The 24,375-nt window shown below is 54.1% G+C and carries 19 protein-coding genes, 1 tRNA gene and 1 pseudogene; 13 read left to right on the forward strand and 8 right to left on the reverse strand.

The genetic code is table 11. The annotated features are described in order from the left end of the window. Positions 1-10 precede the first annotated feature (10 nt). The 10 genes from AAD018_RS06050 (at position 11) to AAD018_RS06095 (ending at position 13,801) form a co-directional block, all read left to right on the forward strand. Entirely contained in the window at positions 11-6,103 is a 6,093-nt protein-coding gene (locus AAD018_RS06050) for a hypothetical protein (RefSeq protein WP_367313029.1), read from the forward strand. A 595-nt stretch (positions 6,104-6,698) separates the two neighbouring features. After that, a complete protein-coding gene (locus AAD018_RS06055) occupies positions 6,699-7,004 on the forward strand; it encodes a hypothetical protein (RefSeq protein WP_367313028.1) in 306 nt (101 codons plus the stop codon). Positions 7,005-7,006: 2 nt separating this feature from the next. Beyond that, complete coding sequence (locus tag AAD018_RS06060) at positions 7,007-7,360, forward strand: hypothetical protein (RefSeq protein ID WP_367313027.1); 354 nt, start codon at positions 7,007-7,009, stop codon at positions 7,358-7,360. A 70-nt stretch (positions 7,361-7,430) separates the two neighbouring features. Continuing rightward, on the forward strand, positions 7,431-8,189 hold the full coding sequence (locus tag AAD018_RS06065) for a hypothetical protein (protein WP_367313026.1): 759 nt from the start codon (positions 7,431-7,433) through the stop codon (positions 8,187-8,189). A gap of 85 nt (positions 8,190-8,274) precedes the next feature. Further along, a complete protein-coding gene (locus AAD018_RS06070) occupies positions 8,275-9,474 on the forward strand; it encodes a DUF1611 domain-containing protein (RefSeq protein ID WP_367313025.1) in 1,200 nt (399 codons plus the stop codon). Next, positions 9,471-10,592, forward strand: a complete 1,122-nt coding sequence (locus AAD018_RS06075; RefSeq protein WP_367313024.1) for an alanine/ornithine racemase family PLP-dependent enzyme — start codon at positions 9,471-9,473, stop codon at positions 10,590-10,592. The genes AAD018_RS06070 and AAD018_RS06075 overlap by 4 nt, the downstream gene beginning before the upstream one ends. Positions 10,593-10,640: 48 nt before the next feature. Beyond that, the gene (locus tag AAD018_RS06080) at positions 10,641-10,877 is read left to right on the forward strand and encodes a hypothetical protein (protein WP_367313023.1); all 237 of its coding nucleotides are present in this window, start codon (positions 10,641-10,643) and stop codon (positions 10,875-10,877) included. A 126-nt stretch (positions 10,878-11,003) separates the two neighbouring features. Further along, positions 11,004-11,285 (forward strand): hypothetical protein, encoded by a 282-nt coding sequence (locus AAD018_RS06085; RefSeq protein WP_367313022.1) that lies wholly within the window; start codon positions 11,004-11,006, stop codon positions 11,283-11,285. 986 nt (positions 11,286-12,271) lie between these two features. Next, positions 12,272-13,345 carry a PRC-barrel domain-containing protein gene (locus AAD018_RS06090; RefSeq protein WP_367313021.1) on the forward strand — a complete coding sequence of 358 codons (1,074 nt, stop codon included), beginning with the start codon at positions 12,272-12,274 and terminating at the stop codon, positions 13,343-13,345. 195 nt (positions 13,346-13,540) lie between these two features. Continuing rightward, entirely contained in the window at positions 13,541-13,801 is a 261-nt protein-coding gene (locus AAD018_RS06095) for a GlsB/YeaQ/YmgE family stress response membrane protein (protein WP_367313020.1), read from the forward strand. A 35-nt stretch (positions 13,802-13,836) separates the two neighbouring features. Here the strand turns inward: AAD018_RS06095 and AAD018_RS06100 are convergent, their stop codons facing one another. Genes AAD018_RS06100 through AAD018_RS06110 form a run of 3 tightly spaced genes read right to left on the reverse strand, consistent with a single transcriptional unit; the run spans position 13,837 to position 15,949 of the window. After that, positions 13,837-14,979, reverse strand: coding sequence for an AI-2E family transporter (locus AAD018_RS06100; RefSeq protein ID WP_367313019.1), 1,143 nt, complete (start codon positions 14,977-14,979; stop codon positions 13,837-13,839). Further along, positions 14,969-15,724: an endonuclease/exonuclease/phosphatase family protein gene (locus tag AAD018_RS06105; RefSeq protein WP_412005204.1), complete on the reverse strand. Its 756-nt coding sequence runs from the start codon at positions 15,722-15,724 to the stop codon at positions 14,969-14,971. The genes AAD018_RS06100 and AAD018_RS06105 overlap by 11 nt, the downstream gene beginning before the upstream one ends. Before the next feature lie 24 nt (positions 15,725-15,748). Continuing rightward, on the reverse strand, positions 15,749-15,949 hold the full coding sequence (locus AAD018_RS06110) for a hypothetical protein (RefSeq protein WP_367313018.1): 201 nt from the start codon (positions 15,947-15,949) through the stop codon (positions 15,749-15,751). A gap of 324 nt (positions 15,950-16,273) precedes the next feature. Between AAD018_RS06110 and AAD018_RS06115 the strand changes: the two genes are divergently transcribed. After that, positions 16,274-16,771 (forward strand): DUF892 family protein, encoded by a 498-nt coding sequence (locus AAD018_RS06115; protein WP_367313017.1) that lies wholly within the window; start codon positions 16,274-16,276, stop codon positions 16,769-16,771. Positions 16,772-16,773: 2 nt separating this feature from the next. Here AAD018_RS06115 and AAD018_RS06120 read toward each other — a convergent pair whose 3' ends face one another. The 5 genes and pseudogenes from AAD018_RS06120 to AAD018_RS06140 all read right to left on the reverse strand — a co-directional run bounded on the left by AAD018_RS06120 (position 16,774) and on the right by AAD018_RS06140 (position 21,995). Further along, positions 16,774-17,559 (reverse strand): Crp/Fnr family transcriptional regulator, encoded by a 786-nt coding sequence (locus AAD018_RS06120; RefSeq protein WP_367313016.1) that lies wholly within the window; start codon positions 17,557-17,559, stop codon positions 16,774-16,776. Positions 17,560-17,669: 110 nt separating this feature from the next. Then, the gene (locus tag AAD018_RS06125) at positions 17,670-17,957 is read right to left on the reverse strand and encodes an alpha/beta hydrolase family protein (protein WP_412005188.1); all 288 of its coding nucleotides are present in this window, start codon (positions 17,955-17,957) and stop codon (positions 17,670-17,672) included. Positions 17,958-18,241: 284 nt separating this feature from the next. Further along, positions 18,242-19,383 (reverse strand): IS3 family transposase gene (locus AAD018_RS06130; RefSeq protein WP_412005189.1). Its coding sequence is split into 2 segments (ribosomal slippage): positions 18,242-19,120 and positions 19,123-19,383, totalling 1,140 coding nucleotides; the frame shifts between segments, so codons are not numbered across the junction. Between the two features lie 1,150 nt (positions 19,384-20,533). Continuing rightward, positions 20,534-21,649 (reverse strand): annotated as a pseudogene (locus AAD018_RS06135) (IS3 family transposase). A gap of 270 nt (positions 21,650-21,919) precedes the next feature. Continuing rightward, positions 21,920-21,995, reverse strand: a tRNA-Thr gene (locus AAD018_RS06140). Positions 21,996-22,145: 150 nt separating this feature from the next. Here AAD018_RS06140 and AAD018_RS06145 point away from each other — a divergent pair. Together AAD018_RS06145 and AAD018_RS06150 are read left to right on the forward strand one after the other, a co-directional pair. Beyond that, on the forward strand, positions 22,146-23,033 hold the full coding sequence (locus AAD018_RS06145; protein WP_367313014.1) for a hypothetical protein: 888 nt from the start codon (positions 22,146-22,148) through the stop codon (positions 23,031-23,033). A 75-nt stretch (positions 23,034-23,108) separates the two neighbouring features. Next, a complete protein-coding gene (locus tag AAD018_RS06150) occupies positions 23,109-24,332 on the forward strand; it encodes an ABC transporter substrate-binding protein (protein WP_367313013.1) in 1,224 nt (407 codons plus the stop codon). The last annotated feature ends 43 nt before the right edge of the window (positions 24,333-24,375 follow it).

Here is a 24,375-nt window from a genome sequence, read left to right on the forward strand (position 1 = left end):
GAGATCGAACATGCCTGAAGACACCCCGAAACAAACGCCATCGTTCGCTCTTACGACTCAAACTGAAAACGCTTCGTTTGCCGGCATCCCGGCGTCTGTTCAAACCATGAGCACATGGAAATATGAACACTGGGAATCGCCTGAATATTTCAGCGAATTTCCCTTGCTCGACATCTGCCAAAATGCTCCGGAATTCTTCGCTGAGTCGGGCCATTTTACCAACAAAGACATGAAGACAATCGCTGGCCTCATGGGAGTAACATTCGACCCGAACAAACCAGCCGACCTCTACAAGACACTAATCCTTCGGGCGCAAAAAGCGCCTTGGATCTTTCCTATACTTGAAACGGTTGTGATGCAGAAGCGGGGCACCCAAAAGGGTCCTCGCGCTAAAAAGGCCGCGATGAAGAAGGGTGTCATCGCCAGATTGCCGCTCTCGAAACTTCGGCTCGAGGCCCACGCGGAACTGCAGGATCGCGTCCACGAACTTCTCCTTGACGATTTATCGCCTGAAATTGCCGTCGCGTCCTTCTGCGAATACGCGGTTATGAACTATTACCACGTGCTATCTGAACCCGACAGTTTCGAAAGGGTTCATGAGGAAGCCATGGAGATCCTCACGCATCGCGGCCCAACGGACTGGGTCGAACAGAGACTGCCTGAAATCGATGAAGACATGGATTGGGGCGACATTGCCGCTGACATCCTTGATCTAATCAAAGCTGAACCAGATGCTTGCTCCACTCTCATCCTGGGGCATCTCCATACGGCCATTCGGGGTCTGGCCGAAGAACTCCAGATTGGCTCGGTTATCGAAGTTCAGAGGATCTCTTTAATTGCCGATCTCTCGGTCGCAGCCCGAGATATGCAGGACTTCCTCACTGAAGAGATCTCGGAGGAGGTCGAAATCCGGCTCAGAACACTTGGCGCAATTGAGGAGGGGGATGATATTGATCGCATCGCCAGCCCGACCGCCGGAATTTTGCTTTCCGATCAGTTCTACAATCTGATCCTCAGTCGGAAGGAAAAAATCTCAACCACAACCGATCAGCTTGAAGCCATCGGTAATGAAATCGCCGAAGCAACGGCAGCAAAAAAATTCGCATTGATCGGCGAGCTTGCGACCCAGGCAGAGAAGCTTGAGAACAAGATCAATCGGATGGAAGAGGCCTACCAGGCCATCCTCGACATCTTCCGCTCACTCGGTGACCCGACGCCTGATCGCTTTATGTTGCTCCTCGAGAACTACGATCCCGCTCAAGATGCAGACACGTTCGACGAAAACTCCGATCCATCAGATTATCTGGAGATTTTCGACAAGATCCGCGAACAAGGCCTTCTTCAGGTCCAGTCCGACAACCCCAACACTCAAGAAGAAGTTGAGAGAGCAGACGAAAGCACTGAAAACTCCTCTGATGAAGTCGCGGAACGAGGAAATCGTGCGGCAAGCGCAGAGTTTGAGGCGACAAGCACGGAGGAAGCCACTTCTAACCTCGACATACAGCCCGCAGATGTAGAGCCGGCTGAGGATCCTGCGGTAGATGAATATCCTGCTCCCAATGATAAAGCTCACGGTCCACAGACGGAAACGGAAGGCAATGAAGATAACGAAGCAGATCATCAAAATTCTGCCGAGCAACACGACAAAGCTTCCGATCTGTCGGTTCACGACCAACTGCAAACTCAACCCGAACAACTTGAAGCGGCTGCCTCTCAGTCGCTTCAACCCGCGCCTGTCGACAAGGATGTATTCGCCTCTCTTATCGAACGCGACTTCATTGCGATCGCTGCCAATGCCGCAGCAGCCTATGAACACGAGGGTATGGCGCTGCCGCTCCCCGCTGTTGCTTTGCGTGTCGCTGCAGCAAGTCGCGCGTCTTATCGCGGATTTGGTCCTGATCTACATAAGTTCAATGAACACGTTGGAAATGCCACCTCGACGCCTCTCTCTGATCTCGCGTCGGTTCTTATTCTCGGGTCGATTTTGCGACCTGCGATCCTTTCAAAAGATACGACGCTTCGCACCCAGGTTTCCGATCTCTGCAAGGGCACCCTTGGCCAACACCTGATCGAAGTGAATGATACCGTGTCGCGGCTCAGCTTCGACTACCCTCCCAGCCCTGATCGCCTCGCTGAACTCTCAGGGCAACCGGGAACGCCTGAAAAGCAACGCCTCACGGATCGTTTGGAACGGATCTGCAAGGCCCTCAGTCAAAAAAAGTCCCGCTGGCCTTTTGCCACCGAGCTCATGCACTACATCGTGTCGCTTAACGGCGAACTCGGCGCCGCAGTTCAGGCCATCTCAAGAAAAGACCCTACCGCACCGAAATTGGCCCGAGCCGCGGTTAAGAACTTGCGCGACACTCAATCCATCGAAGCCTTCTCCGAAACCTATGCAGCCGAAAGAGGGTACAACGATCTCGCCCTCTATTCGAAAGGCGTCGAGTATCTTGCTCGTCAGTTCGATGAACCCGTGGCACTATTGAAACGCTGGGTTGAGACGACGCAATCCGCAGCAGCGAACGGCCAGCAATCCGAAGAACGAACAAGGCTGACCACGGCCACTCTCCGCACGCAGCTCAAGAAAGCAGGAGACGGCCTCGAAGCCGAAGTTGGCCGCACTGACGATCCTTTGATCGCAGCCGTAGCCTACTGGATCAGCGAGCAGATCAATGAGACCCGGGACGCACTTCTTGGGCGGGATACTGGCCGGTTCTCGACGCTTGAGGACGCCCTCTACGCCGAGATGGACTTGCTCCCGCCAGTCGATCGGGATGAACTTTCTGACAGCGAAGAACGCGCCGATATCTACACGCGAATCCTCAATGAAAATCAGATCCTTGGACAGGAAGATGCTATTAAGCGCGCCTGCGCCGAGGGCGCCTTCGACTCTGCCTATCGCATGGTCGATCAATTCGACGTCTCTTCGGATAAAAAAGTCCGGGAAGCGGTAATGGCCTTCGTAGCCGATTGGCGACCTGAAGTTGAAAACCGGAACCGAATGCTTACAGCGCTCGACAAGGTCGACTTCAAAAACCAAGAGCAGATCAGCCGTCAACTTACATGGTGCAAGCTTACACTCGAAAAAATCGACGGCCTGGCTGCTGGAAGCGAAGTCCATGATATCGCCGGAATCACGGAGCGCCTTGCCGTCCTAGATCAAACGATCGCCGACATCGAACTTAGCATCCGTGATGGCCAAATCTCGCGGATCAACGAGTATCGAAAACCTGAGAACGAAGACGATGTCGAAACTCTTCTCAACAAAATCGACGAGCTCACGATTGAAGCCTTAGAGGATCGAATTGCTCAACTTCGTGACGGCCGGTCGGCAGCCGTCTTTGAAACTGACCTACAGGGTCTCATTTGGAAGTTTACTCCTGAGTTCCTTCCGTTTGCCAGCTCAGACAAATGGCCGGCCGACAACAAAGCATTCGAAGAGGCCACCGCAACAGAGGGAAATCTTCTGTTTGCGGAGGAAGACCGCCGCGCTGCTGCCGTCAACTTTATAGTAATGTATCGCGACCTGATGCTCGGTATGCGCACGAAGAAGGCAACACACGGCCAAATCAAAGCGCTCTTCGAGGAAATCGGGTTCGAGCAGGTCAACGTATCCAAGATCGAAGAGCTTGGCCGGAAGGGGTCTTGGACGGGGACGCTCCATACTCGCATTGTTTCTGATGGATGGTTCTTACCGCCCGTTTTCGGCTCCAATGCCACCAGCGGCTACAACTTTGTCGTCGCATCTCCGGAAACTCTCCCTGAGACAATGATCAAGGCAATCGGAGATTCCAGCAGGCCGGCGATCATCTTTCTTTCCGGCGTAGCGGATGCCTCCCGGCGTCGGGAAATCGCAGAACGCCTTCGCTCGAAGGCAATTCCTGCTCTGCTTATTGATGAGGCTTTGATTGCCTTCGCAGCCACCCGCAGGGAAACCCGCGCGCGCACGGTCTTTGAGTGCGGACTACCCTACGGGCGCATTGACCCATACACAACCGATGCAGGTCAGTTGCCACCTGAGATGTTCTTCGGGCGCGAAGGGGAGGTTCATAAAATCATTGCGAAAACGGCCGACGGCTGCCTGGTTTACGGTGGCCGGCAACTCGGGAAATCGGCGCTCCTCGCCCATATTGCGCAGACCCAACATGACGATAGCGAAAAACGCTTCTTCGTAAATCGTGAGATCAAAGCGTTGGGTATCTCTGAAAAGACCAGCGAGATCTGGAGACATATATCCAATATGCTGCCGGATGACATCGTCAAGCCTGATCACACCTCCGTCGACCTAGTCTCCAGGGACATCCAGGCGTGGGTTAATCGACACCCGAACGGACGCATCATCTGCATGTTCGATGAAGCCGACAATTTCATTACCCAAGATACACGCGACGACTATCCGCAGCTCAGTAAACTGAAAGAGCTTATGGAGAAGACCCAGCGTGCCTTCAAAGTCGTTTTCGCTGGCCTTCACAATGTTCAAAGGATGAATAGACAGCCGAACTCACCGCTTTGGCACCTTGGTGAGCCGATCTGCATAGGCCCACTCAATCAGAACATTGATGACAAGCGCGCAGCTTTCGATCTGGTTGTTTCCCCCATGCGAGCGGCTGGCTTTGCATTTGAGAACATGCAGGCCGTCGAGGAAATTTTGACATGGGCCAACTACTATCCGTCACTCGTGCAAGAATACATGAAGGGACTCCTTTCTACGATGCACGGCGTCGGCAGCGGTAAGACCTACAAACTTCCCGCAGGTGACCCACTTTGGACTATTCCATCCAATACCTTGTTTGCTCACCGAGGTTTCGAGCACATCGAGACCCGGATTCGAGAGAAGTTCCATCTCACACTCAATCTCGATCCTCGCTACGCACTGGTTGCCTACACACTCGCGCGCTTGATCTACGAAGGTGATGAGCGCCGAGCCCTCATCACGGGTCTTCCCACACGTCTTCTGATGGAGGAGGCATCGTTATTCTGGCCCAAAACCAGTGAAGCCCCAACTCTCCCGTCCTTCGAAGCGCTCTTGGAAGAACTCTTCGATCTCGGGGTTCTTGGGCGAAATCCGGTTCCAGGAAGCGAGAATCGCTACAACTACCTGCTCCGCACGCGAGAAGTCGCCGCGATGCTCGGCACGGGAAATGATATCTACCATGCTCTCGACGAAATCGAGAACAAGGACCCGACGATCAATTACGATAGTGCTACCCACCGGAAGCGCTACTCCGCTGCTCCGAAGCAGCCTGAGAATCAATGGCCTTACTCGCCCTTGAGTGACTTCCATATGGAAAGACTCATCAGTAACACAACGGAGGATCCAGTTCAGATCATCTGTGGCCTTGAAGTCCTCGGAATCGGCAAGGTCTCACAGGCATTGCGCAGGATCGCGGAAGCTGGAACCTTCCCAGGCGCAAGGGATGATAAAATCATTGTCCAAGAAGCAGCCTCCGCCAATGATTTGCGTCGCATCGTAGATAAGGCGCGCGCTGAAATTGGTAAGCGCAACATTGTCGTCTACGAAGCCGAGGAACCAACCGAAGCAAAGCTGCTTCTCGATTTGCTTGCTCGCCGGACGTCAGTCCTGAACAAGAGCATTCGGCCTGTGATCACCATTAGTGCGTCGAACCCTGACCTGCGAGCGCTCGCAATCCGCCGCCGTGAGCAAACACAATTCTTGACCCCTTGGGGTGCAGAGATGATCCGGGTTCACCTCGACAAACTCGAAAGAACCGATCTAGACTCTGCCGATCTTCGCAGCACCATCCTGGCGAAGACTGGAGGTATTCCTTCAGAAGTCACCGGCTTGATTTCCGCTATGATCGCTTCTGAGCGGCCGTCTGAAGAAGCCAAGAATTGGGAGGCAAAACCAAATCTCCCCAGCGGCTTCCTGAGTGACACTGTTGGAGTTGCCTTGTGGGTGCTGAGTGAAGATGGTGACTTCAATACGAAGAACGACATTCTTCGTGAAAACACAGGGACAGACTTTGAATCGATCGGTCCAGACCTGCAAGCAACAGGTCTCGTTGCAAGAAGCCATGACAGAAAAATCCAATATCGTCTCACGGCGTTGGGCCAACTGATCGCAGCCTCGGTCGATCTCTGAGCATGCTACGTGAGCAGCCATGAAACCGCCTTGTCATGATTCTGGCCATTAGATCTCGAGACTTTAACGATCTCCGCTCATATCTGACGACCAGTCCCCTGCGGGTCCTTCATTTGTAAGGATAGTGAGCACATGCAGCGAATGGCAGTTTTGCGGGTTGCGGGAGCAGCATCTTGACGGTCGGGTGAAGGTCCGGTGTAGGCCGGTCCGTGAAATGGGTTGAGGCCTTGATTTGGTAAATGCTGCGCCGCATCCGATTACCGCAGAGAGCCGAAATCTACCAATGCTGCGAGACACCCCAATAGCGGTTTCTACGCGAGCGAACCAAAAATCACTTTGCTGGGAAGGGGTCTTTGGGTGCCTATGGCGAGGGCTCGCCACCCTTGACCTCTTTCGTGGCATGGGTGGTCTGAGAAGTGGAACCAGAGTCACCAATCTTGTTTTTCCGATACTAAGAGACTAAGTAAGAAATATGAAGGTTGCGGTTCTCTGCGGCATAGGCGCATCAGCCTGCCAGAGCGGACCACAACCATCCACCATGAAAATTCAGCTGTCGTGTCCTCTAGCAGGGATCTGATGTTTGGGAAGGTTGCCGATGTCATCGCGCACGACCACTTCAGTTGTGACATTTCTTCATCCGTTTGTGGTCGCCGGATACACCGATGAACTGCCCGCAGGCGACTATGAAGTGGTGGCAGACGACGAAGTCATGCTGAGCCACAGCTTTGCTGCATACCGACGGACAGCCACGTTTCTCTTGATCCATTGGCGCGGAAGAAAGTCAGAACTGCGCGCAGTGGATCAACGGGATCTGGATTTGGCTCTGGCGCAGGATCACGCCAACGCAAACACAAAGGCGACCAAGAATAGTGCGGCGGCGCTTTCTCCGTCAGAGGATTAAAAATGACAATTCCCGAATGGACGAAACCCTGTATTTTCGGCGCGTTGGTTGGCGCAGTTGCTGTCTCTATTCTTGGCTTCATTTGGGGCGGCTGGACAACTGCAGGCGGTGCGCAGAAGATTGCTGATAGCTTTGCCGCAGAGCAAGTCACCTTGGCCATGGTGCCGGTCTGTCTGGGCCTATCAGAAGCCTATGCGGAACGAGTTGAAGTACTGGCAACGCTTCGAGAAGATTCTGGCTTTCAGCGGCGCAATGCGATGATGGAAGACGGCTGGGCCACATTGCCGGGCACGGATACCCCGAGCCGGGATCTCGCAGACGCATGTCTTGCGGGGCCTGCCTTAGATGGCTCGTAAATCGCAACTCACAGACCCTCGTGGTCCAGATGCAATCTCTGCCTGTGCCCCTGCACAAACACCAACTGTCATGGCCCTATTTGTCGGTTCGATTTTGGCGGTCATGCTGCTTGCACTCCCTGCATTTGCTCAAACCACCGTTCAGGCAATGCCTGCGAACGCCAATGCTAAAAGTTACGGTGATGGATGGGAATGTAACATTGGCTCCCGACTAAGCGAAGATACCTGTGTCGATGTTGTTGTGCCGCAAAACGCATACGACACGAACCGGTCCTACGGGTCCGGTTGGGAATGTCTGCATGGATTTCGCAGAACCGATGACGCGGCATGTGTTGCGGTAGAGGTACCCGAAGGTGGGTTTTTGGACCCGTCAGGCGAACGTTGGCAGTGTTTGCGTGGCTACATCAAGGTCGATGACACATGTCAGGAGATCGTGCTGCCACCAAATGCATACTTAGCAGATGCCTCATATGGCTCCATGTGGACGTGCGAACGCGGGTTTGAAGCAACTGACGGTCTGTGTACTGCGATTGCGGTTCCAGCCAACGCCTATCTGAATGGATCAAGATACGGTCAGCCCTGGACATGTGAGCGCGGCTTCTTTGAGCAGGCCGGTCTATGCGAAGCCGTCGTAATCCCCGAAAATGCATATTTTGACGACGGAACCTACAGCTCTGGGTGGAAGTGTGATCGTGGATATGTCGCTTCTGGCGAGACATGCGAGCTGATTGATGTTCCTGAAAACGCGCATTTGGACAGGCCGGGCAACCGCTGGGAATACAACAAAAATTTCAAAAAATCAAAGGGGCTGTGCGTCCTTAACAACTAGGCGCGGGACACGAAACCATCCCCATTCAAAATGCGCATGTAAGGGCGATTCTGCCCTCCGTACCAACCTAGAGAAGAGAACCACAATGGAAACCAAATCTGAAACTGTCGATACCATCCGCCGCCCTGTCAGGGGAGCACAAGCGCCTCCAATGAAACAGATCAAACCTGCAGGCTTGACGTCAGGCAAGCAGATCACGTCCTCACCGACGGCGGTCGTCTACTGCGAAGGGAACTTCGCGCAAATCGATGGCAAAACGGCAAATGGCCTTGTGCGCCATTCTCAATCCTATCGCATCCTTTCCGTCATCGACAGCACCGTAAGCGGACAAGACAGCGGATCCGTTCTAGACGACGTCAGCAACAGCATACCCATCTTTGGTCATCTGGACGCCGCTGTTGCCCATGAAACCGTCCTTCCCAATACGCTAATCTATGGGATGGCTCCGTCAACGGGGCGTCTCTCGACTGCGGACCGAGGCGTTGTTCTGCAAGCAATTGAGCTTGGTATGAACATTGTGAGTGGGCTGCATGAATATCTGAGCGATGACCGAGAAATAGCCAGCGCTGCCTCGGAGCAGAATGTCACGATCCGCGACATTCGCAAGCCAAAGCCCAGTAAGGACATGCGCCTCTTCGATGGTAGTGTCGCTAGTATCAAAGCACTGCGGATCGCAGTTCTCGGCACCGATTGCGCCATAGGAAAGCGGACAACGGCGATCGTTTTGGCGGCAGCCCTGAATGCGAAGGGTATAAAGACAGTGCTTGTCGGCACGGGCCAGACCGGCTTGATGCAGGGCGCCAAGTACGGCATCGCAATGGATGCCGTGCCGCCCCAGTTCTGCTGTGGCGAACTTGAAGGCGCGATTATTGCGGCTTCTGAAGCTGAAGAACCCGATGTTATTTTGATCGAAGGCCAAGGCGCATTGAGCCATCCCGCGTTTTGTACATCTGCCTTTATCCTGCGGGGGAGTCAGCCGGATGCTGTCATCCTTCAGCACGCGCCTAATCGTGTCCATCGCTGCGACTTTCCCGATATGCCGATGCCCACGTCGTCAAGTGAGATTGCCTTGATCGAGGCCTTTGCCGACACAAAGGTCATCGGTGTCACGCTCAATCATGAGGGGATGTCCGAAGCCGAAATCAGCGACACGATCGCAGCACAAACACACAAACTCGGGTTGCCTGTCACCGATGCATTGGCCCGACCGGCTGCCCATTTGCTTGCGATGGTGGTGGCCGCATATCCCGGTTTGACGCAAAGGCATTCGATGGCCGCGATATGAGCTGCCCTCGCATCGAAGTGGATTTGAGCAAGATACGTGTCAACACACAAACCGTCGTTCGACGGTTGGGCCCGCGTGGAATAGGCGTCACAGCCGTTACCAAGGCGGTCTGCGGGCATCCTGCGATTGCCAAGGCCATACTGGACGGGGGTGCCTTGGGGCTTACGGATGCACGTATCAATAATGTGCAGAGGCTACGCCAAGCAGGCATCACATGCCCGGTCACGCTGATCCGGACGCCGATGCTAAGTCAGGTCGATGAGGTCGTTCAGTTCTGTGAAGCGAGCTATAACACAGAGATTGCTGTCATTGCGGCCTTGGCGTCTGCTGCCATCCGAAAAGATAAGGTTCACGGTATCATACTGATGGTCGAGATGGGCGATCGACGCGAAGGTATTTTACCTGAGAACGTCGCTGAAGTTGCGCAGCAGGTCATGACGATGGAAGGGGTGGCGTTGACAGGTATTGGCGCAAACTTTGCTTGTCTGAGTGGGATCGCCCCCAGTGCGTCTCAAATGGCCTCTCTTTGCGACCTCGCGAACGAAGTTGAGGGTGTATGTGGCCCATTCTTAAAAACTGTGTCCGGTGGCAACTCAGCAAACTTGCCGTGGGCGCTTGGGGACCGGACCACTGGACGCATCAACGACCTAAGACTGGGGGAGGCAATTCTTCTGGGCGTTGACCCAACTTCCGGCGACCAAATCGGCGGGATGTACACGGATGCCTTCACGCTTGTCGCGGAAGTTATCGAAACGGGGGTAAAACCTGCGCCTTTCCCTATTGCCTTGACCGATCCAACTACGGAACGACTTCGCACTGTAACAAGCCGTGGTGCTTCTGCACGTATGATCCTCGCGATGGGACATCAGGACACCGACATTCTGGGGCTTTCGATGCCTGTTGGAAGCACATTGATCGGAGCGACCAGCGATCATCTTGTCATCGGAACATCCCGATCTATGAAACAGGTGGGTTCCGAGGTGAGATTCCAGATGAATTACAATGCGTTGATGCATGCCATGGCTGCGCCAGATATCGAAGTGAAACTGTTGGGCGATCCACCCACACGATTATCACGGCGCGCCCAAGGCAAGGTCGAACACTTGGCGCTGGTTTGAAGAACCTCGCTTGGTTCGACCGACCTGCAAAACAAAGGAAACTGAAAATTGACGAAACTCGAAAAAAACAATGCGTTCAAAGTGTATGACTCTAAATCGGAAACTCCGATGGATAAGACGACGCGTGTCGTCAGACAAATGGTCGACGAAGAAACGGAACAACGACAAGCCAAGAATTCCCGACTGCGCAATGCTCGCCTTGGAAGAGAAGCAAACACGCCACCTGTAACCAAAGATTCAGCAGCGTCAAAATCGCGTCGCATCAAAGCCGCTTCGGCGCGGTAGTTGAACTTCGGAGGCTTTGTTTGCGTGATGTGCTCCGCTGGGCAAGAGGCACTTTAACCAGGCTGAAATCGGCCAGACCTGTTCCCAGAACTTCCAATCGTCCCAGCCAATCAAAAGGATCCATCCATGACAAATCCAGAGCTTTCCCCAGAAAAAACTCACTATATCTGCCAAACTTATGTTGAAACGAAGGCTGAGCGTAATGGGCAGAGCGGCCTAAAAATTGCCAAGCAACTTGAATATTCCACAGCTTCAGAAGCACAAAACAGAGCCGAACGAGAGGCCTTATCCAAGGATTGCGCAGGCGCCGACGCCTATATGGTCACCGAAGATCGAAGCAGTGGAGAGGTTGGCGACCCAAGCTTCCTTGTAAGGCTAGGCACTGTTCCGGAGTTCGACGAATTTTAGAAGCCCGATAACAGCTGCGGGTGGCACGGAGTTCGCGTGCCGCAAAGGTAACAATACACTGGCTATCAGGAGCGTTGGAGGCGAGGCTCTTCCTCGATCCGAGCCGCGTAAACTAAAAAATACGGTCATTGGCGTACTAGCGGAGAAAGCTCATGTCGTCCGCAGACTGAGAGGTCGACCATCTCAAAATGTTGTAAGCGCGGCGAATGGCGGCAATGCAGGCTGCAAACGCAGAACCGTTAGCCTGTAGTGAGAGTCCGGTATGGGCCGTTTCTTGATCGCAGCACGAACCGAGAGAGTGAGGCGAACAGTAGCTTTGCTCGCACACCGTGAGTTCAATTTTTTCTGTTTTTTTTCACCTTTGTAGTGAATGCGTGGATCGCTGGACTGCGGCGCAGGATAGTTGCCGGTCGATAGATGGCAGCCTTGGACCTCGCCACTTTAAGAGGGGATGCGCGGCTTCTGGGATACTGCAAGACCGTAAAGAGCGTCTCAAGCAGCTGGCCGGCGCCTGGCGCATCATGCTACCTCAAATCGCTGCAATCGATTAAAATAAATTTACTCGATGAGTGTGGCTTGCTTTGAGCTCTTGGGCGATAGGGCTCAAGACGCACGATCAATACGGTTTCCAACCAGGGGAGATCTGACCTGTCACGGCTCCGATCTCCTGCCGTTTCTCAAGACGATCAACTGAACATCGACGATTATGACTTTAAGATCCAGGGGAGCCGTATGGTCCAGGAAGAACACCCGAAACTTGTCTGAGATTAGTGCTTAAGAGCCATGCTCTCTCGAAGGCCTTGATAGCTTGTGAATAGCTTCGAGGATTAGCGGTTCAGCAAATCCAAGCCACCGTTGGTTAATTTTCGTCCAACGCCAAGCGTTGCAACGAGAGAACTTCGGAAAACCATTAGCGGTCTGTTCTTCAGATCTCCGGCATGGCGCGAGAGTGCAATGTTCGGCTGACCGCTGTGAAGGAAAACAAAATGAAGGCTACGATGAAGAGACTACTTGGCACCGCCGCTATCACCACATTTACGGCCGGTAGCGCGTTCGCCCAAACCACAGCTGAAACGAATGAGACTGTTCTACCGACACAAGGCGGACAGGTCGTCGTCGAGCAGGAGGATGCGACTGTCAATGTCACTGTTCCGGATCCAAATGTAGAAGTGACACAAGGCCAGCCTGTCGTCACTGTTGAACAGCCCCAGCCAGAAATTACCGTCGTCGTACCGGAGCCGACCGTAAGGGTACGTCAACAGGCGCCAATCATTACGGTCGAGCAGGCGCAGCCCCAGATCACCGTGGTCATTCCCGAACCCGTAGTGACTGTCATGGTCCCAAAACCTGAAGTCGACGTTGCGACCGGCGAGCCCATTATTGATGTGGATCAGCCTGAGCCAATCGTCCGTTTCATTCGGCCAGAGCCAAAGATCACAATCCAGGAAGCGCAACCTCGTGTCGAGTTCGAACAAGGCGAAGCGCAAATCAATGTCGCGACAGGTCAAGATGCGCGGGTAAGCGTGACGCAAGAAGATGCGCAGGTGAATGTTCAGCAGGGCGAGAGCGCTGATGTGTCCGTTACCAGTGAAGAGCCGGAGGTCAATGTTGTCGGAGGTGGCGAGGCCAATATCGAAATCGAGCAGATGCAAGCACGTGTCGTCATGGAAGACTTCAATGCAGACGAAGCTGGTAACATGCCAGAAGAGGATCGTGCTCGATATAAGGAGTCTGTCGAGGTTCTGCCGATCTTCAATCAGAACGTCGAAGACCTTGTCGGCCGTAGCGTCGCCACCGAGTCGGGCGAAGACGTCGGCGAAGTCGATTTCATCGGTATTCGCGGGCAAACGCTTGTCGCAATCGTCGGAGTCGGCGGTTTCCTTGGTATGGGTGAGAATGAAATAGCAGTGCCGCTGGAAAAGCTGATCATTCGCGGTAACGAATTGATCGTACCTCAGTTCACTCAGTCACAACTTGAGAACATGCCAGAGTTCAACGAAAGCGAAGTCCGCATTCTAGAGCCGGGTGTACGTCTTGCTGAAGAGGTTGGTCTGGACTGAAGCCTAACCACAAAAGGTTTGGAGGCGGAGCCACGATCCCTCCTCATCAGGTTTTAACGAGTATCCCTGCCGCCGGTTATCCGGCGGCAGTTTTTGTCCTTCATTGCGGTGGCCGTTGATGTAATTTTTCGACACACCGGAGATGCCGCGTCATCGAGATAGTTTTGGAAACTCAATAAAATAGGATTAGTCATCATGACTGGAATAGGATGGATCGGTTCGTTGATCATCGGCGCACTTGCCGGGTGGATTGCGGAGAAGATCATGAAATCGGATCAGGGGCTTTTCATGAATATCGTGCTCGGTATCGTCGGTGCGGTCGTTCTCAATTGGCTGCTGGTTGCAGTTTTCGGTACAACGCTCGGTGGGTGGATCGGTCAATTAATCGTTGCGGCTGCAGGAGCATGCCTTTTAATCTTTACTGTGCGTTTGCTGCGTCAAAAAAACCTGAGATAAAAGACAGCCTGATTGAGACGTTCTCTGTCAGGCTGTCAATTCGATATCTCAGGACCAGCCTTGTTGTCATCCACATCGCCTAAGAATCGCGCAAGGGTTTGCAATGATTGTGTCTCGTCGCAGGCTATTTTAATGACGATAAGAATAGGTAGGGCGACGATCATGCCTATGATCGACCAAATCCACGCAAAGAACGCCACGAAAACAAAAACGATCGTCGTGTTGAGCCGCATCCTTCGGGAAATCACGAGTGGCGTGATGAATTGGCCCTCTACTGAAGTCAGAGCGATATAGGTCAGGAAAACACCTGCTGTGGCCCAAGCGATGTCCAAGCTGACAAACGCAACTGCGGCGGCGATAGTCGCGCCCATGAGGCCGCCCAGAAAGGGCACGAAGTTGAGGCCGAAAGCCATAAAACCGAAGATCACGGCGTTGGGTAGACCCCAGATAGTCATCGCAATTGCGACGGCCACACTAAGCCCTGCGTTAATGATGGCAATGCCGCCTAAATAGTATCCTAACCGTTCCTCTATTGTATGAACGACTTCGACCGTACGTCGCTTGTCTTTAAACCGGTCAAAACTTTGCACAGCTTTAGCAAGAAACATGTCGCCCGATGCGACAAGAAAGAACAAAAGGATCAGCGCGAATAGAATACGGCTGAGAAAGCCCGGAGCCATACTAAAGAGCGCGGATGCGATCCCGGTGTCGGACACGATCTCGACCTCTACCGTCTCGGCATCTTGACTGTCGATGATCTCTTCCGCGGCAACGGTTGCGTCATTGATTGCCTCCAAGGTGCCTCCTGCCGCCGAGAGTTTCTGCTTTATTTGCGCCATCAGCGACGGAAGATCTTCGATGAATTGAGCTGCCGGCGCACTGAGCTGCACAAGCAGAAGCGCGATCAGAGCCGTAAGAATTGCAGTGAAAAGTGCAGCCGAGACGACGGGCGGGATCCCGACCGTGGCAAGGAAGCGGCGTGGCTTGTTCAGAACGAAGTAACCCAGGCAGGCGGCCGTCACGGGGATTAGGAAGTCGCTTGCCCACACGAGCGCCTGCAGCAGCAATAGGCAGAATATTCCAATTATGGGCACGTCCAGCCGCCGCCAAGGGTCAGTATGCGCTCGCGCTTGAGCTTCCGTCTCGCGGGATGCCTCGCTTGTCGGACTATCGTCCATCCGCGACTTCCCATGATTTGTCAAAAAGGACCGTTGCTGCCATTGGAAAATGGTCAGAGCCAAAGTTATCGAGACGATTGAACGACACTAAACCTATATCTTTCGTTATGAAGATCTGATCGATCGGTAGTCGCAAGAACGAATAGTTGGCGTGAAAACTTGAGATCATTCCTCGGCCCACGCGCGGTTCGACAAGGCCGCTGTACCGCTTGAAGCGCCTTGTGGTCCACGACCAAGCTACGTCATTGAAGTCTCCCATGACGACAGTGGGTCGTATGGAGGATTGGGTTAGGAGAGCGGCATCCTCGATCTGCTTATCACGAACCACGGTGGTATTGCCTGGCACCGGCGGCCGTGGATGCAGTCCAAGGAAGTTGAAGTCCACACCGTCAGGCGATCTCAGGACGGCACGAATGGCCGGTGTGTCGTCCGCATCTGGCCAGAGCAACTCCAAGCTCTGGGTCTCGAGACGTGTTGCAAAGATGAGGCCATAATGATCGTCTGCAAGATGCGATTTGGTTGTTGGGTACCGAGCCAGCAGATCCGAGAGCGCATCGCTCCAAACCTGATCGGTTTCCATAAGTAACAAGATATCGGGGTCTTCCCGATCGATGATGGCCTTAAGATCATCGTGCAGCGTGTTCTCCATCAGAACATTTACGGAAATTAACGAGACCGTGATTGATGGGTCGGATGCCTGAACAAAGTCAATTTCCGTCTGCGCTAGTGGAGTATATGGAAAGATCTGGAATGCTTGGTAAGATAATACTCAGCCGAGAAGCACGCATAGCAACGGCTTGAATGATATTGCGAAAGGAAGACAAGCTACCAAAAGTGTCAGTGCCAAGATCGCGATGTGAAGACGTGGGAAGTCCCAGATGCGCACCCACCAGACGACCCCGTTCGTAAGCGGCAAGAGCGTCACGGTCAGCACGGTGATCGTCATAGGCCAGAAAATCCAGCTCAGCATCCAGTTCTCTCCGTCATTATCATTGGGTGGGCGGATCCAGAACAACGCCGATCGAGGTGTTCTGCGGCACTGTCTTCATTGTTACGCTCAACTCCGTCATCGAGAGTAATGGCTCCTCTCTCGTGCTCAAATCGCGCATCCCTTTATATGACGCGATATGGGCGCGCCTTGTCAGAGCAGCTTATGTGAACGATCAGAGCTGAACGGCATGTAGACGCTAATCTGGTTTAGCGTTTGCATAGCAATGACAAGCTTGGGCCAATTGACCACTATTCAGGAGGCTGAACCCAGATAGCGTGAGGGCTTACCTAGAAAGGATAGACGATGAGCATCGACACGCTTGAGGACCTCTATCTCGAACAGCTCAAGGATATTTACAGCGCCAGCCAGCAGGTGCTGGATATCACCAGAACGATGGCAAATGCGGCGACTGATCCATACCTTACCAAAGCCCTGATTTCAGGTGCTGACGGGATCCAGGGCGGGATCATTGCAATTGAAAAGATCTCTAAAGGTCATGACGAACGGTTGGAAGGCGGGACCTGCCGTGGTCTGGAAGCCCTTGTCAAAGAGGCCTATACTCATGTGATCGAGAAAGTATTTTGCGAGAATGCAGTCAGAGATGCGATGATCATCGCGCAGTATCAGCGGCTGGTTCACTACTCGATCGCGGGATACGGCTACATTGCTGCCTTCGCTGACCGGTTAGAGTTGGACCGGGATATATATCTCCTCAAGGAATGCCTGGACGTCTCCCACAAAGACGATCGCGTTATGACAAGGCTCGCCGCAGGCCGAACGGACACAGAGATTATTGCATAGGCTTACTTCCGTTCGGCGAGATCCGCCTCTCCGGTTGTTTCTAGACCGATCGCGGGAGGGAACCAGGATGTATCCATATTGACGAATGCGTTGACGAATTCACACTCCTCCTCCCAATCGGCTCGCTTGAGAAGGCGAACATAGGGACGATCGATCTCGATCTCACCATTATCAACAAATCGGCGGAGCAATTTGTTGACGTAGATCGATGTCAGACCCACTGCCTGTCCAATCTCGACCTGGCTGAATGGCACTTGGAACCTGTTTCCAAGCCCGATATTTGCGACCTCTAGTCGAGAGCGAAGTTGCAGTAGCCAAAATTTGAGTTTGCCAGTTGCGCTCATAGATCCGAGGCTGCTTGCGTGATGGCGAAGTGCAATCTGGTCTAAGCTGCCGACAGCTGCAAGCAATGCGCCGAGACGGGGATAATCCGAGAAGAGCGGTGCTAGGCCTTGTCGTGGAAATGGACAAATGATGCCATCGGTCTGCATAACGATGCGGTGGTTCGCATGAGATGATCCGATTTCAGTCATCCCCATGACCTCGCCCGGCAAATAAACGCGAAGAATTTGGCTTCGCCCATCTGAGCTGTCCGCCTTGACCACTGCCCAACCAGATTTCAGAATAGCTATCCCCTCGGTCCGATCACCGACGCGAACAATGGGTCGACCTCGCCGACGAGGATGCTCATCGCTCTCCATCTCTGCGATGAAATCACATTCCTGATCGGTAAGTGTGACAAAGCGAGACAGGCGGCTCACCAAGCAGCTATGATACTCTTCGGACATACAGAGGCACCTAACACAGGCGAATTCAGTCTGCTTGGGCTATCTGGTCAGGGGAAGGCGTTTGCCATGACAGCGCTTGTCCTTCTTTACAGATAATTTCTTCAGATCCTTCACGCCGATGTCGGGGCACCTTTCTGAAAGAAGAAACGTATCATCTCGGCGCTGGCATCCGGACCTTTCTGATCCGTGTAGGATCCTTCGGGTCGCCCGCCCGACCATGCGTGACCTTGCCCTTCGATCACCCATTGTTCGACGACTGCTGTCCCGTGCAGATCGCTTGAGATCTCGCATGTATACTCCCGGCCTTCCACATCGCTTACGGTCGTTGTCTCGATACTTTGAGGCAGGTTGATACGGCGCGCTCGATGGGCGATGCCGTCGCCATTCGACGGGTGCACGGTGCTGGCGGATCTGGTACGAAAGGAGCTGCAACTTGGGGCCTACTCGTATACGGACCAGATCCATTTCCGACCCGAACTCCACCTAAGGATGGATCACCAAACGTACTTGTTTCAAAACCCCAGAAGTCATCAACCGGATCAAAGTCAGGGCTGCCATCCCCAACGAGCATCAAGCCGGGGAGAGTAAGGTTACGCTCATCAAGCCACTCATTGACCTCAATGTTATATTGTCTTGCTTCTTCGTAGACATCGGCGTCCGGGTATGAGTCAGGATCAAGTGTCTAGCCCCCTGTGTCTGGGCCATTTATCAGGGGTTTCTCTAATAGGGTTTCAGGAACGGGCGGGCGCATGTTGAGTGCCTGATGCGGCCGGGTGTGATTGTACTGCCTGAGCCAGTGATTGATGACGATCTGAGCTTGCTTGGTCGTCGTGAACCACTCCGCATTGAGAACCTCTCGCCGTAATGTCCCATTGAACCGTTCGTTGTATCCGTTCTCCCAGGGCGATCCCGGGTAAATGCGGATCGGCTTGATACCAACGCGTCGAAGCCATCCCTGCATCGCCTCTGCTGCGAACTCGGGGCCGTTATCGGATCGGATATACTCCGGGGAACCGTGGCGCAGCAGGAGCGGATAGAGAGCTTCGAGAACATCGTCGGCACCCATCTTGGTGCGGACCACAACAGCCAAGGCCTGCCGCGTGAACTCATCGAGAACCGTCAGCATCTTGTAACTGCGCCCATTGCTGAGCTTGTCGTGGACGAAGTCGATGGCCCAGACGTGGTTCGGATGGGTTGGCCTCAATCGGATGATCGAGCTGTCCTTGTGGTAGAGCCGCTTGCGCTTCTTGTGGCGCTGCGGAAGCTGTAACCCCTCTTCCCGCCAGAGCCGCTCGACCTTCTTGTGATTGACCAGCCAGCCCTCGACGTGAAGCAGCTCAGTAACCTTGCGATAGCCATATCGGCCGTACTGCTTTGCAAGCCGGATGATTGCCAAACGCAGCGCATCGTCATCTCTTTGTGTCGGTTGGTATTGCAGGGAGCTCCGCGCCAGTCCTATCACCCGGCACGTCCGTCGCTCAGACGTCGCAAGCTTCTGGCGTGTGTGAATGACGGCCTGACGGAGCTCCTCTGTGGTCAGGCCCTGGGCTTTAGGTGGTTCAGGCTTTCCTTGAGGATGAGCTTGTCCAGTTCGAGCTCGGCGACGATCTTCTTCAGCCGCGCGTTCTCTTTCTCCAGGCTCTTCATCTCCGACAACTGCGACCGGCCCATCCCGCCAAACCGCCTCCGCCAATTGTAATACGTAGCATCGCTGATCCCGACGCTCCGACACGCCGATGCAACATCATCACCAGCCGTCAGCTTCAGCTCTATCTCACGCAGCAGCTTCAAGATGTCGTCGTCTGAATGTCGCTTCCTCGCCATGCCCAATCCCCCTCTCGCGGCCAATGTAATGGCCCAGTTCTAGGGGGGAAGGACAAAGGGAACGCTTCAGATGAATTACGTGAAATATAGTCTTCAACGAAATTTTGGTAGATATTACTGATTTCTTCATTAAATCTATCGATATCAGATGTCATTGTGAAGTCCCCTTATTTCCAATTCTTCACAAGATCTTTAGGTCTAGCTGCAGCAACGAATGAAAAGAATAGAACTGTCGGCCACATGATAGTTGTCGCAAACAGAATCCACCAAAGCGGCATCCCACTAAGCCTATGCCCGGCTTGGCTGTAATCTGAGTAATCGCTCCATACAGAGCAAAATAAGCCGGCGAAGATCAAGACCCCACAAAGAGCAAAAAAAGTTATAGGTAGACGATGGTCACCCATATGAAAAACTTGAGATATTATACTTTTTATGACGGAAAATAATAGTAATGGAATAGATATGAGCGCATACAGCATAGAGTAAAGTATGTGCCCCCCAAGAACCTTCAGCATACTCCCTCCACCCCACGGCACGAAGAAAAAGCTCAGGCTATCATAATGACTAAAGTTATTGAGAAAATTCACTATAAAGCTAGAGCTAATATGATACCCTAAGGAGTGAAGTGCCAAGCTCAAAAACCATAAGCTAAATATCCAATAGAATAATGCCCTCATACGAGCATGTCTCGATTGAAAAGAGAACGCCAAAGCCTTTCAATTATCCGCGTCTGTCCTGAAATTGAAGTTAATCTAAAAACACAAATCATTTATCTATCTTTTTGCTAAACCCTCTAATTGAGATATAGGAGATTTGTCGCTCTACTTAACAATCATCAAAGACGTCAAATACGCATTATAAACAGAAACTATTGTCCTGCCACCCATCTAGGATCTCAAGCAGTCATCTTAATCAAAAATTAGCCGCTGAGACGTGGCGCTACCTAAGAGGGAATCTTTACTAGGCTAAAGCACGCATTGCTTCAAGGCTTCCCTTGCGTCAGACTAATGCAGGATAGGGCCTTTGCTGGGATATAGGTTGCACCGCCTCGTCACCTCCGTTATCGGAGTTGGGGTTCCCCCGGTTTCGTGGACGATTATGTGCTTGCAGACTCCAGCTCTTCAGCGGCGGTCCTTTCGTAGTTGATGGGTTACTTGTACCCCAAAGCCGAATGACGGTGCGAGGGGTTGTACCAACCTTCGATGAACTCAAAGTAGGCCATGCGGCTTCAGCCTTGGTTTTGAACTTGCGACGGTCGAGCAACTCGCATTCAAGCGTGGCGAAGAAGCTCTCGCACATTGCGTTGTCGTAACAATCACCGACCGTTTCCATCGAAGGCCTGTCGCCCATTTCCTTACAGCGCAGGCCAAAGGCCACGGATGTGTATTGCGATCCCTAGTCGCTGTGATGAATGACGCTGTCAGGCTTGCGCTGTGCCACTGCCATGTTCATCGCGTCGATCACCAGTTGCGCCCGTTGTCGGGTGCTCATGGCCCAGCCAATTACACGACAGCTGAAAGCATCGAGTACGACTGCTAGATACAGGAAGCCCGCCCAAGTCGGAACAAAGGTGATGTCGGCCACCCATAGCAAATTTGGCGCGTCTGCATAGAAGTTGCGATCAACCAGATAGGCGGCAGGGCGCATCCTTGGATTGCGCTTCGTGGTCACTACGACCTTGCAGCGACTGACGCCTCTCAAGCCCTTGGCTAGCATCAGACGCTCGACACGCTTGCGGCCCACAAGGATAACTTCATCGGCCAGCTCGGAATGGATGCGGGGTGCTCCGTAGATTTCCTTTGATGCCTCGTGGATCGCAGAGATTTGTTTGCTTAGTGCCTTATCCACCAACGAACGGGCACTGGGCGGGCGGCTGCGATGGGCATAGAACTCGCTGCGGGACATCCCCAGCGTGCGTGACATCATCTGGATCGAATACTCGGTCTGGTTCGCGGTCATGAACTCGAAGACCTCCGCGATGTCACATCGGTTTGTGCAAACCAGGCCGCGGCCTTTGACAAGATGTCCCGCTCTTGCCGAAGTTGTTTCACCTCGCGTCGAAGCTGCCGCAGTTCGTCTCGTTCTTCGCTGGTCAGTCTGCTCGGATCATCGCCATCGTCGGCAGCGGCCTGCCTGACCCATTCGTGGATCGTCGCGGCGCAGGGCTCATACTCCCGCGAAAGACTTCAACACTGCGACCGGTACGCACCAGCGCGACCAACTGTTCCCTGAATTCCGCAGGGTACGGGTTCCTCGTTCTCGGCATGAAAAACACTCTCCTTCATCAAGTGAAAAAGTGTCCACGAAACCGGGGGAACTCCAAAACGCCAGACCTCTGAGGTAACGGTGGAGACGCAGTAGAACGCCTCGTTGACGCTGATAGCTAAGAGGACTCAGTGTATGGGTGAGAGGGAGTAGCAAATAAGGTTCTTGCAGGATCTTAAACGCGATCTGAAGGACAGATCCTAGAATCTCATCACCCATTACGCTAAAATTACGCACAGATGATTCAAGTAACTGAAAATAAATTAAAATATGGTGCCCCCACACGGACTCGAACCGCGGACCTACTGATTACAAATCAGTTGCTCTACCAGCTGAGCTATAGGGGCGCCGGGGTTCGTTTACGCGCGGCGGGGCGAGGGTGCAAGTGCGAGATATGGCCGGTTCAGGCGGGCTGTGTCGATATCGCCCGAAAGCCGTTGGACTGGCCGAAAAAGCGCCTATAGTCCGGCAAAACAGAGCGAAAACAGGCGGCACCCATGGAGATCGCATATCATATTGGCGCGAACTGCACCGATGACGACCGCCTGATGAAGGCTCTGATGAAGAATGCGGACCCGCTTTTGAAGGCCGGGATCGCGGTTCCTGGGCCCAGCCGCTATCGCGGGCAGATCCGGGAGGCCGTGCAGATCCTTGACGGGGCGCCCGCCGCGCCAGGCGCGCGAGATGCGCTGATCGAGGAGATCTTCGAGAAAGGCGTCGATCAGGTTCGGGTCAAGCGGCTTGTGATGAGCAATTGGCGGTTTCTCTGTGTGCCGCGGCGGATTTTCGAGAACGGGGTCTTTTACGAGCAGGCGACGCCGAAAGTGCGCGGTTTGGCCGAGATTTTTTCGGGCGACGATCTGCATCTCTATTTCGCGCTGCGCAATCCCGCGACTTTCGTGCCTGTCGTGCTCGAGGCGGCCGACGGAATGCCTTACCGCGATCTGATGAACGGTCTCGATCCGCGCGATCTGATGTGGTCGGACGTGATCGAGCGGATCCGCGTGGCGGCCCCGGCCGCGCAGCTGACCGTCTGGTGCAACGAGGACACGCCCTTTATCTGGCCGGCCTTGCTGCGCGATATCTCGAATATCGACGCGGAGACCGAGATCGAAGGAGAGCTTGATCTTCTGGACCGGGTCCTGACGGCTGAGGGACGCTCTGCGTTGCGCGCGCGGCTCGCGAAGGGGGATGTGGTCGATATCGATGGGCAGCGCGCCCTGTTGTCCGAGGTCCTGTCGCAGCACGCCGATCCAAAGGAGGTCGAGCAGATGATCGATATTCCCGGCTGGAGCCAAGCGCTGGTCGACGAGCTGACCGCAACTTATGAGGCGGATGTGGCGCGGATCCTGCAGATGCCAGGGGTGCGCTTTGTGCTGCCCTGACGGTTTACTTGACAGGGTGCTGCAAAGGCGATGTGCCAGGACTGCCGATATGTCCGTTCAAAAGAGGCTTTGATCATGATGGTCGTCCGTTCTTCCCTTGTCTGCCTGCTGTTCACGGGGACGGCTGCCTTGGCGCAGCAGACGCCCGATTGCGTGGGTCTTGACGCTCCTGCGCGATGGGCTGGGGGAAGCGAGGTGGCCTCCGATCTGACGGTGGCCGATGCTTCGTTCGACACGATGACGCTGGTGCCTCTCAACGGGAGGGCGGCCAGTGTCTTTTATCTGTCGCAGGAGGCGGAAGTTCGGGTGGAGGCGCAAGCCCAGGGGGATGGTGATCCTCTGCTGGAGCTTCGGGATGCGAGCGGGCGCATTCTGCTGGAGGATGACGATGGCGGCGGAGAGCGGTCGGCGCGCGCAGAGACGACGCTTGCGCCAGGACGATACTGCCTGAGCGCGGGCAGTTTTGATGGTGCGTTGATGATGGTTCAGATGCGGGTCGGATTGGAGACGCACGAGCCTTTGACGGCTGGCAATATCGTCGAGAGCAGCGGGACGTGTCGCCCCACGACAGAGGCCGCCGAGCTTGCGGATGGTCCGGTCGATGCAATGCTGGAGGACGGGGTGGAAGTTTCGGCCGCCATCGCGGAGACTGGGTTTTACCGCTTCTCGCTGGACCGGCCCAGCACCATGACCATTACTGCGACCAACGAAGAAGCCGATCCGGTTCTGCGGCTCTATGCCTATGACGGAGATCTGCTGGAAGAGAACGATGATGACGGTCTTAGCCTGAACGCGCGGATCGATGTGAGCGAGCCGCTCGAGCCGGGATCCTACTGTCTGGGCCTGGAAGCTCTTTCGGACGGGTCGGCCCCGGTGACCGTTTCCTTGTCGGCCTATGATCCGGTCGAGGTGGAGCGCGCGCGGTTCGATGCGGCCGAAGCCGCTCCGAGTCTGGACGGCGATCATCCGGTCCTCTCTCTGGGTGCAGTGACCGGTCGCAAAAGGGTCGATGCCGATGTCGCGGATGCGGCAGTCTGGTACAGCGTCGAGATCGAGATGCCGGGACTGTTAGTGATCGAGGCGGTGGGGCATGAGGATATCGATCCTGTCGTGACGATCTTTGACGATCTTGGCCGGGTCGTGGCCGAGAACGACGACGTGGCGCCCGAGATCCTCGACAGTTTTGTGGCGGTGCGGGTTTTGCCGGGGAGCTATCTTTTTGCGGTTCATCGGGCGGGTGGAGGCAATGCTCAAGGGAAGGTGCGCGTTCTGATTGAGCGGTATGAATTGACTGAGTAGAGCCAGAATTTTCTAGAAAATTCTGGTTTTCAAAATCTTCGAG

Origin of the sequence: Aestuariibius insulae (assembly GCF_040783535.2) — a bacterium.
Taxonomy (GTDB): Bacteria; Pseudomonadota; Alphaproteobacteria; order Rhodobacterales; family Rhodobacteraceae; genus Aestuariibius; species Aestuariibius insulae.

Excerpts from the sequence above, each read along its gene's own strand:
- AAD018_RS06110 (WP_367313018.1), bottom strand. The coding sequence starts at position 15,949 with ATGCTGAGCTGGATTTTCTGGCCTATGACGATCACCGTGCTGACCGTG.
- AAD018_RS06075 (WP_367313024.1), top strand. The coding sequence starts at position 9,471 with ATGAGCTGCCCTCGCATCGAAGTGGATTTGAGCAAGATACGTGTCAAC.
- AAD018_RS06145 (WP_367313014.1), top strand. The coding sequence starts at position 22,146 with ATGGAGATCGCATATCATATTGGCGCGAACTGCACCGATGACGACCGC.
- AAD018_RS06115 (WP_367313017.1), top strand. The coding sequence starts at position 16,274 with ATGAGCATCGACACGCTTGAGGACCTCTATCTCGAACAGCTCAAGGAT.
- AAD018_RS06065 (WP_367313026.1), top strand. The coding sequence starts at position 7,431 with ATGGCCCTATTTGTCGGTTCGATTTTGGCGGTCATGCTGCTTGCACTC.
- AAD018_RS06120 (WP_367313016.1), bottom strand. The coding sequence starts at position 17,559 with ATGTCCGAAGAGTATCATAGCTGCTTGGTGAGCCGCCTGTCTCGCTTT.
- AAD018_RS06150 (WP_367313013.1), top strand. The coding sequence starts at position 23,109 with ATGATGGTCGTCCGTTCTTCCCTTGTCTGCCTGCTGTTCACGGGGACG.
- AAD018_RS06050 (WP_367313029.1), top strand. The coding sequence starts at position 11 with ATGCCTGAAGACACCCCGAAACAAACGCCATCGTTCGCTCTTACGACT.
- AAD018_RS06085 (WP_367313022.1), top strand. The coding sequence starts at position 11,004 with ATGACAAATCCAGAGCTTTCCCCAGAAAAAACTCACTATATCTGCCAA.
- AAD018_RS06095 (WP_367313020.1), top strand. The coding sequence starts at position 13,541 with ATGACTGGAATAGGATGGATCGGTTCGTTGATCATCGGCGCACTTGCC.
- AAD018_RS06070 (WP_367313025.1), top strand. The coding sequence starts at position 8,275 with ATGGAAACCAAATCTGAAACTGTCGATACCATCCGCCGCCCTGTCAGG.
- AAD018_RS06060 (WP_367313027.1), top strand. The coding sequence starts at position 7,007 with ATGACAATTCCCGAATGGACGAAACCCTGTATTTTCGGCGCGTTGGTT.
- AAD018_RS06055 (WP_367313028.1), top strand. The coding sequence starts at position 6,699 with ATGTCATCGCGCACGACCACTTCAGTTGTGACATTTCTTCATCCGTTT.
- AAD018_RS06100 (WP_367313019.1), bottom strand. The coding sequence starts at position 14,979 with ATGGACGATAGTCCGACAAGCGAGGCATCCCGCGAGACGGAAGCTCAA.
- AAD018_RS06090 (WP_367313021.1), top strand. The coding sequence starts at position 12,272 with ATGAAGGCTACGATGAAGAGACTACTTGGCACCGCCGCTATCACCACA.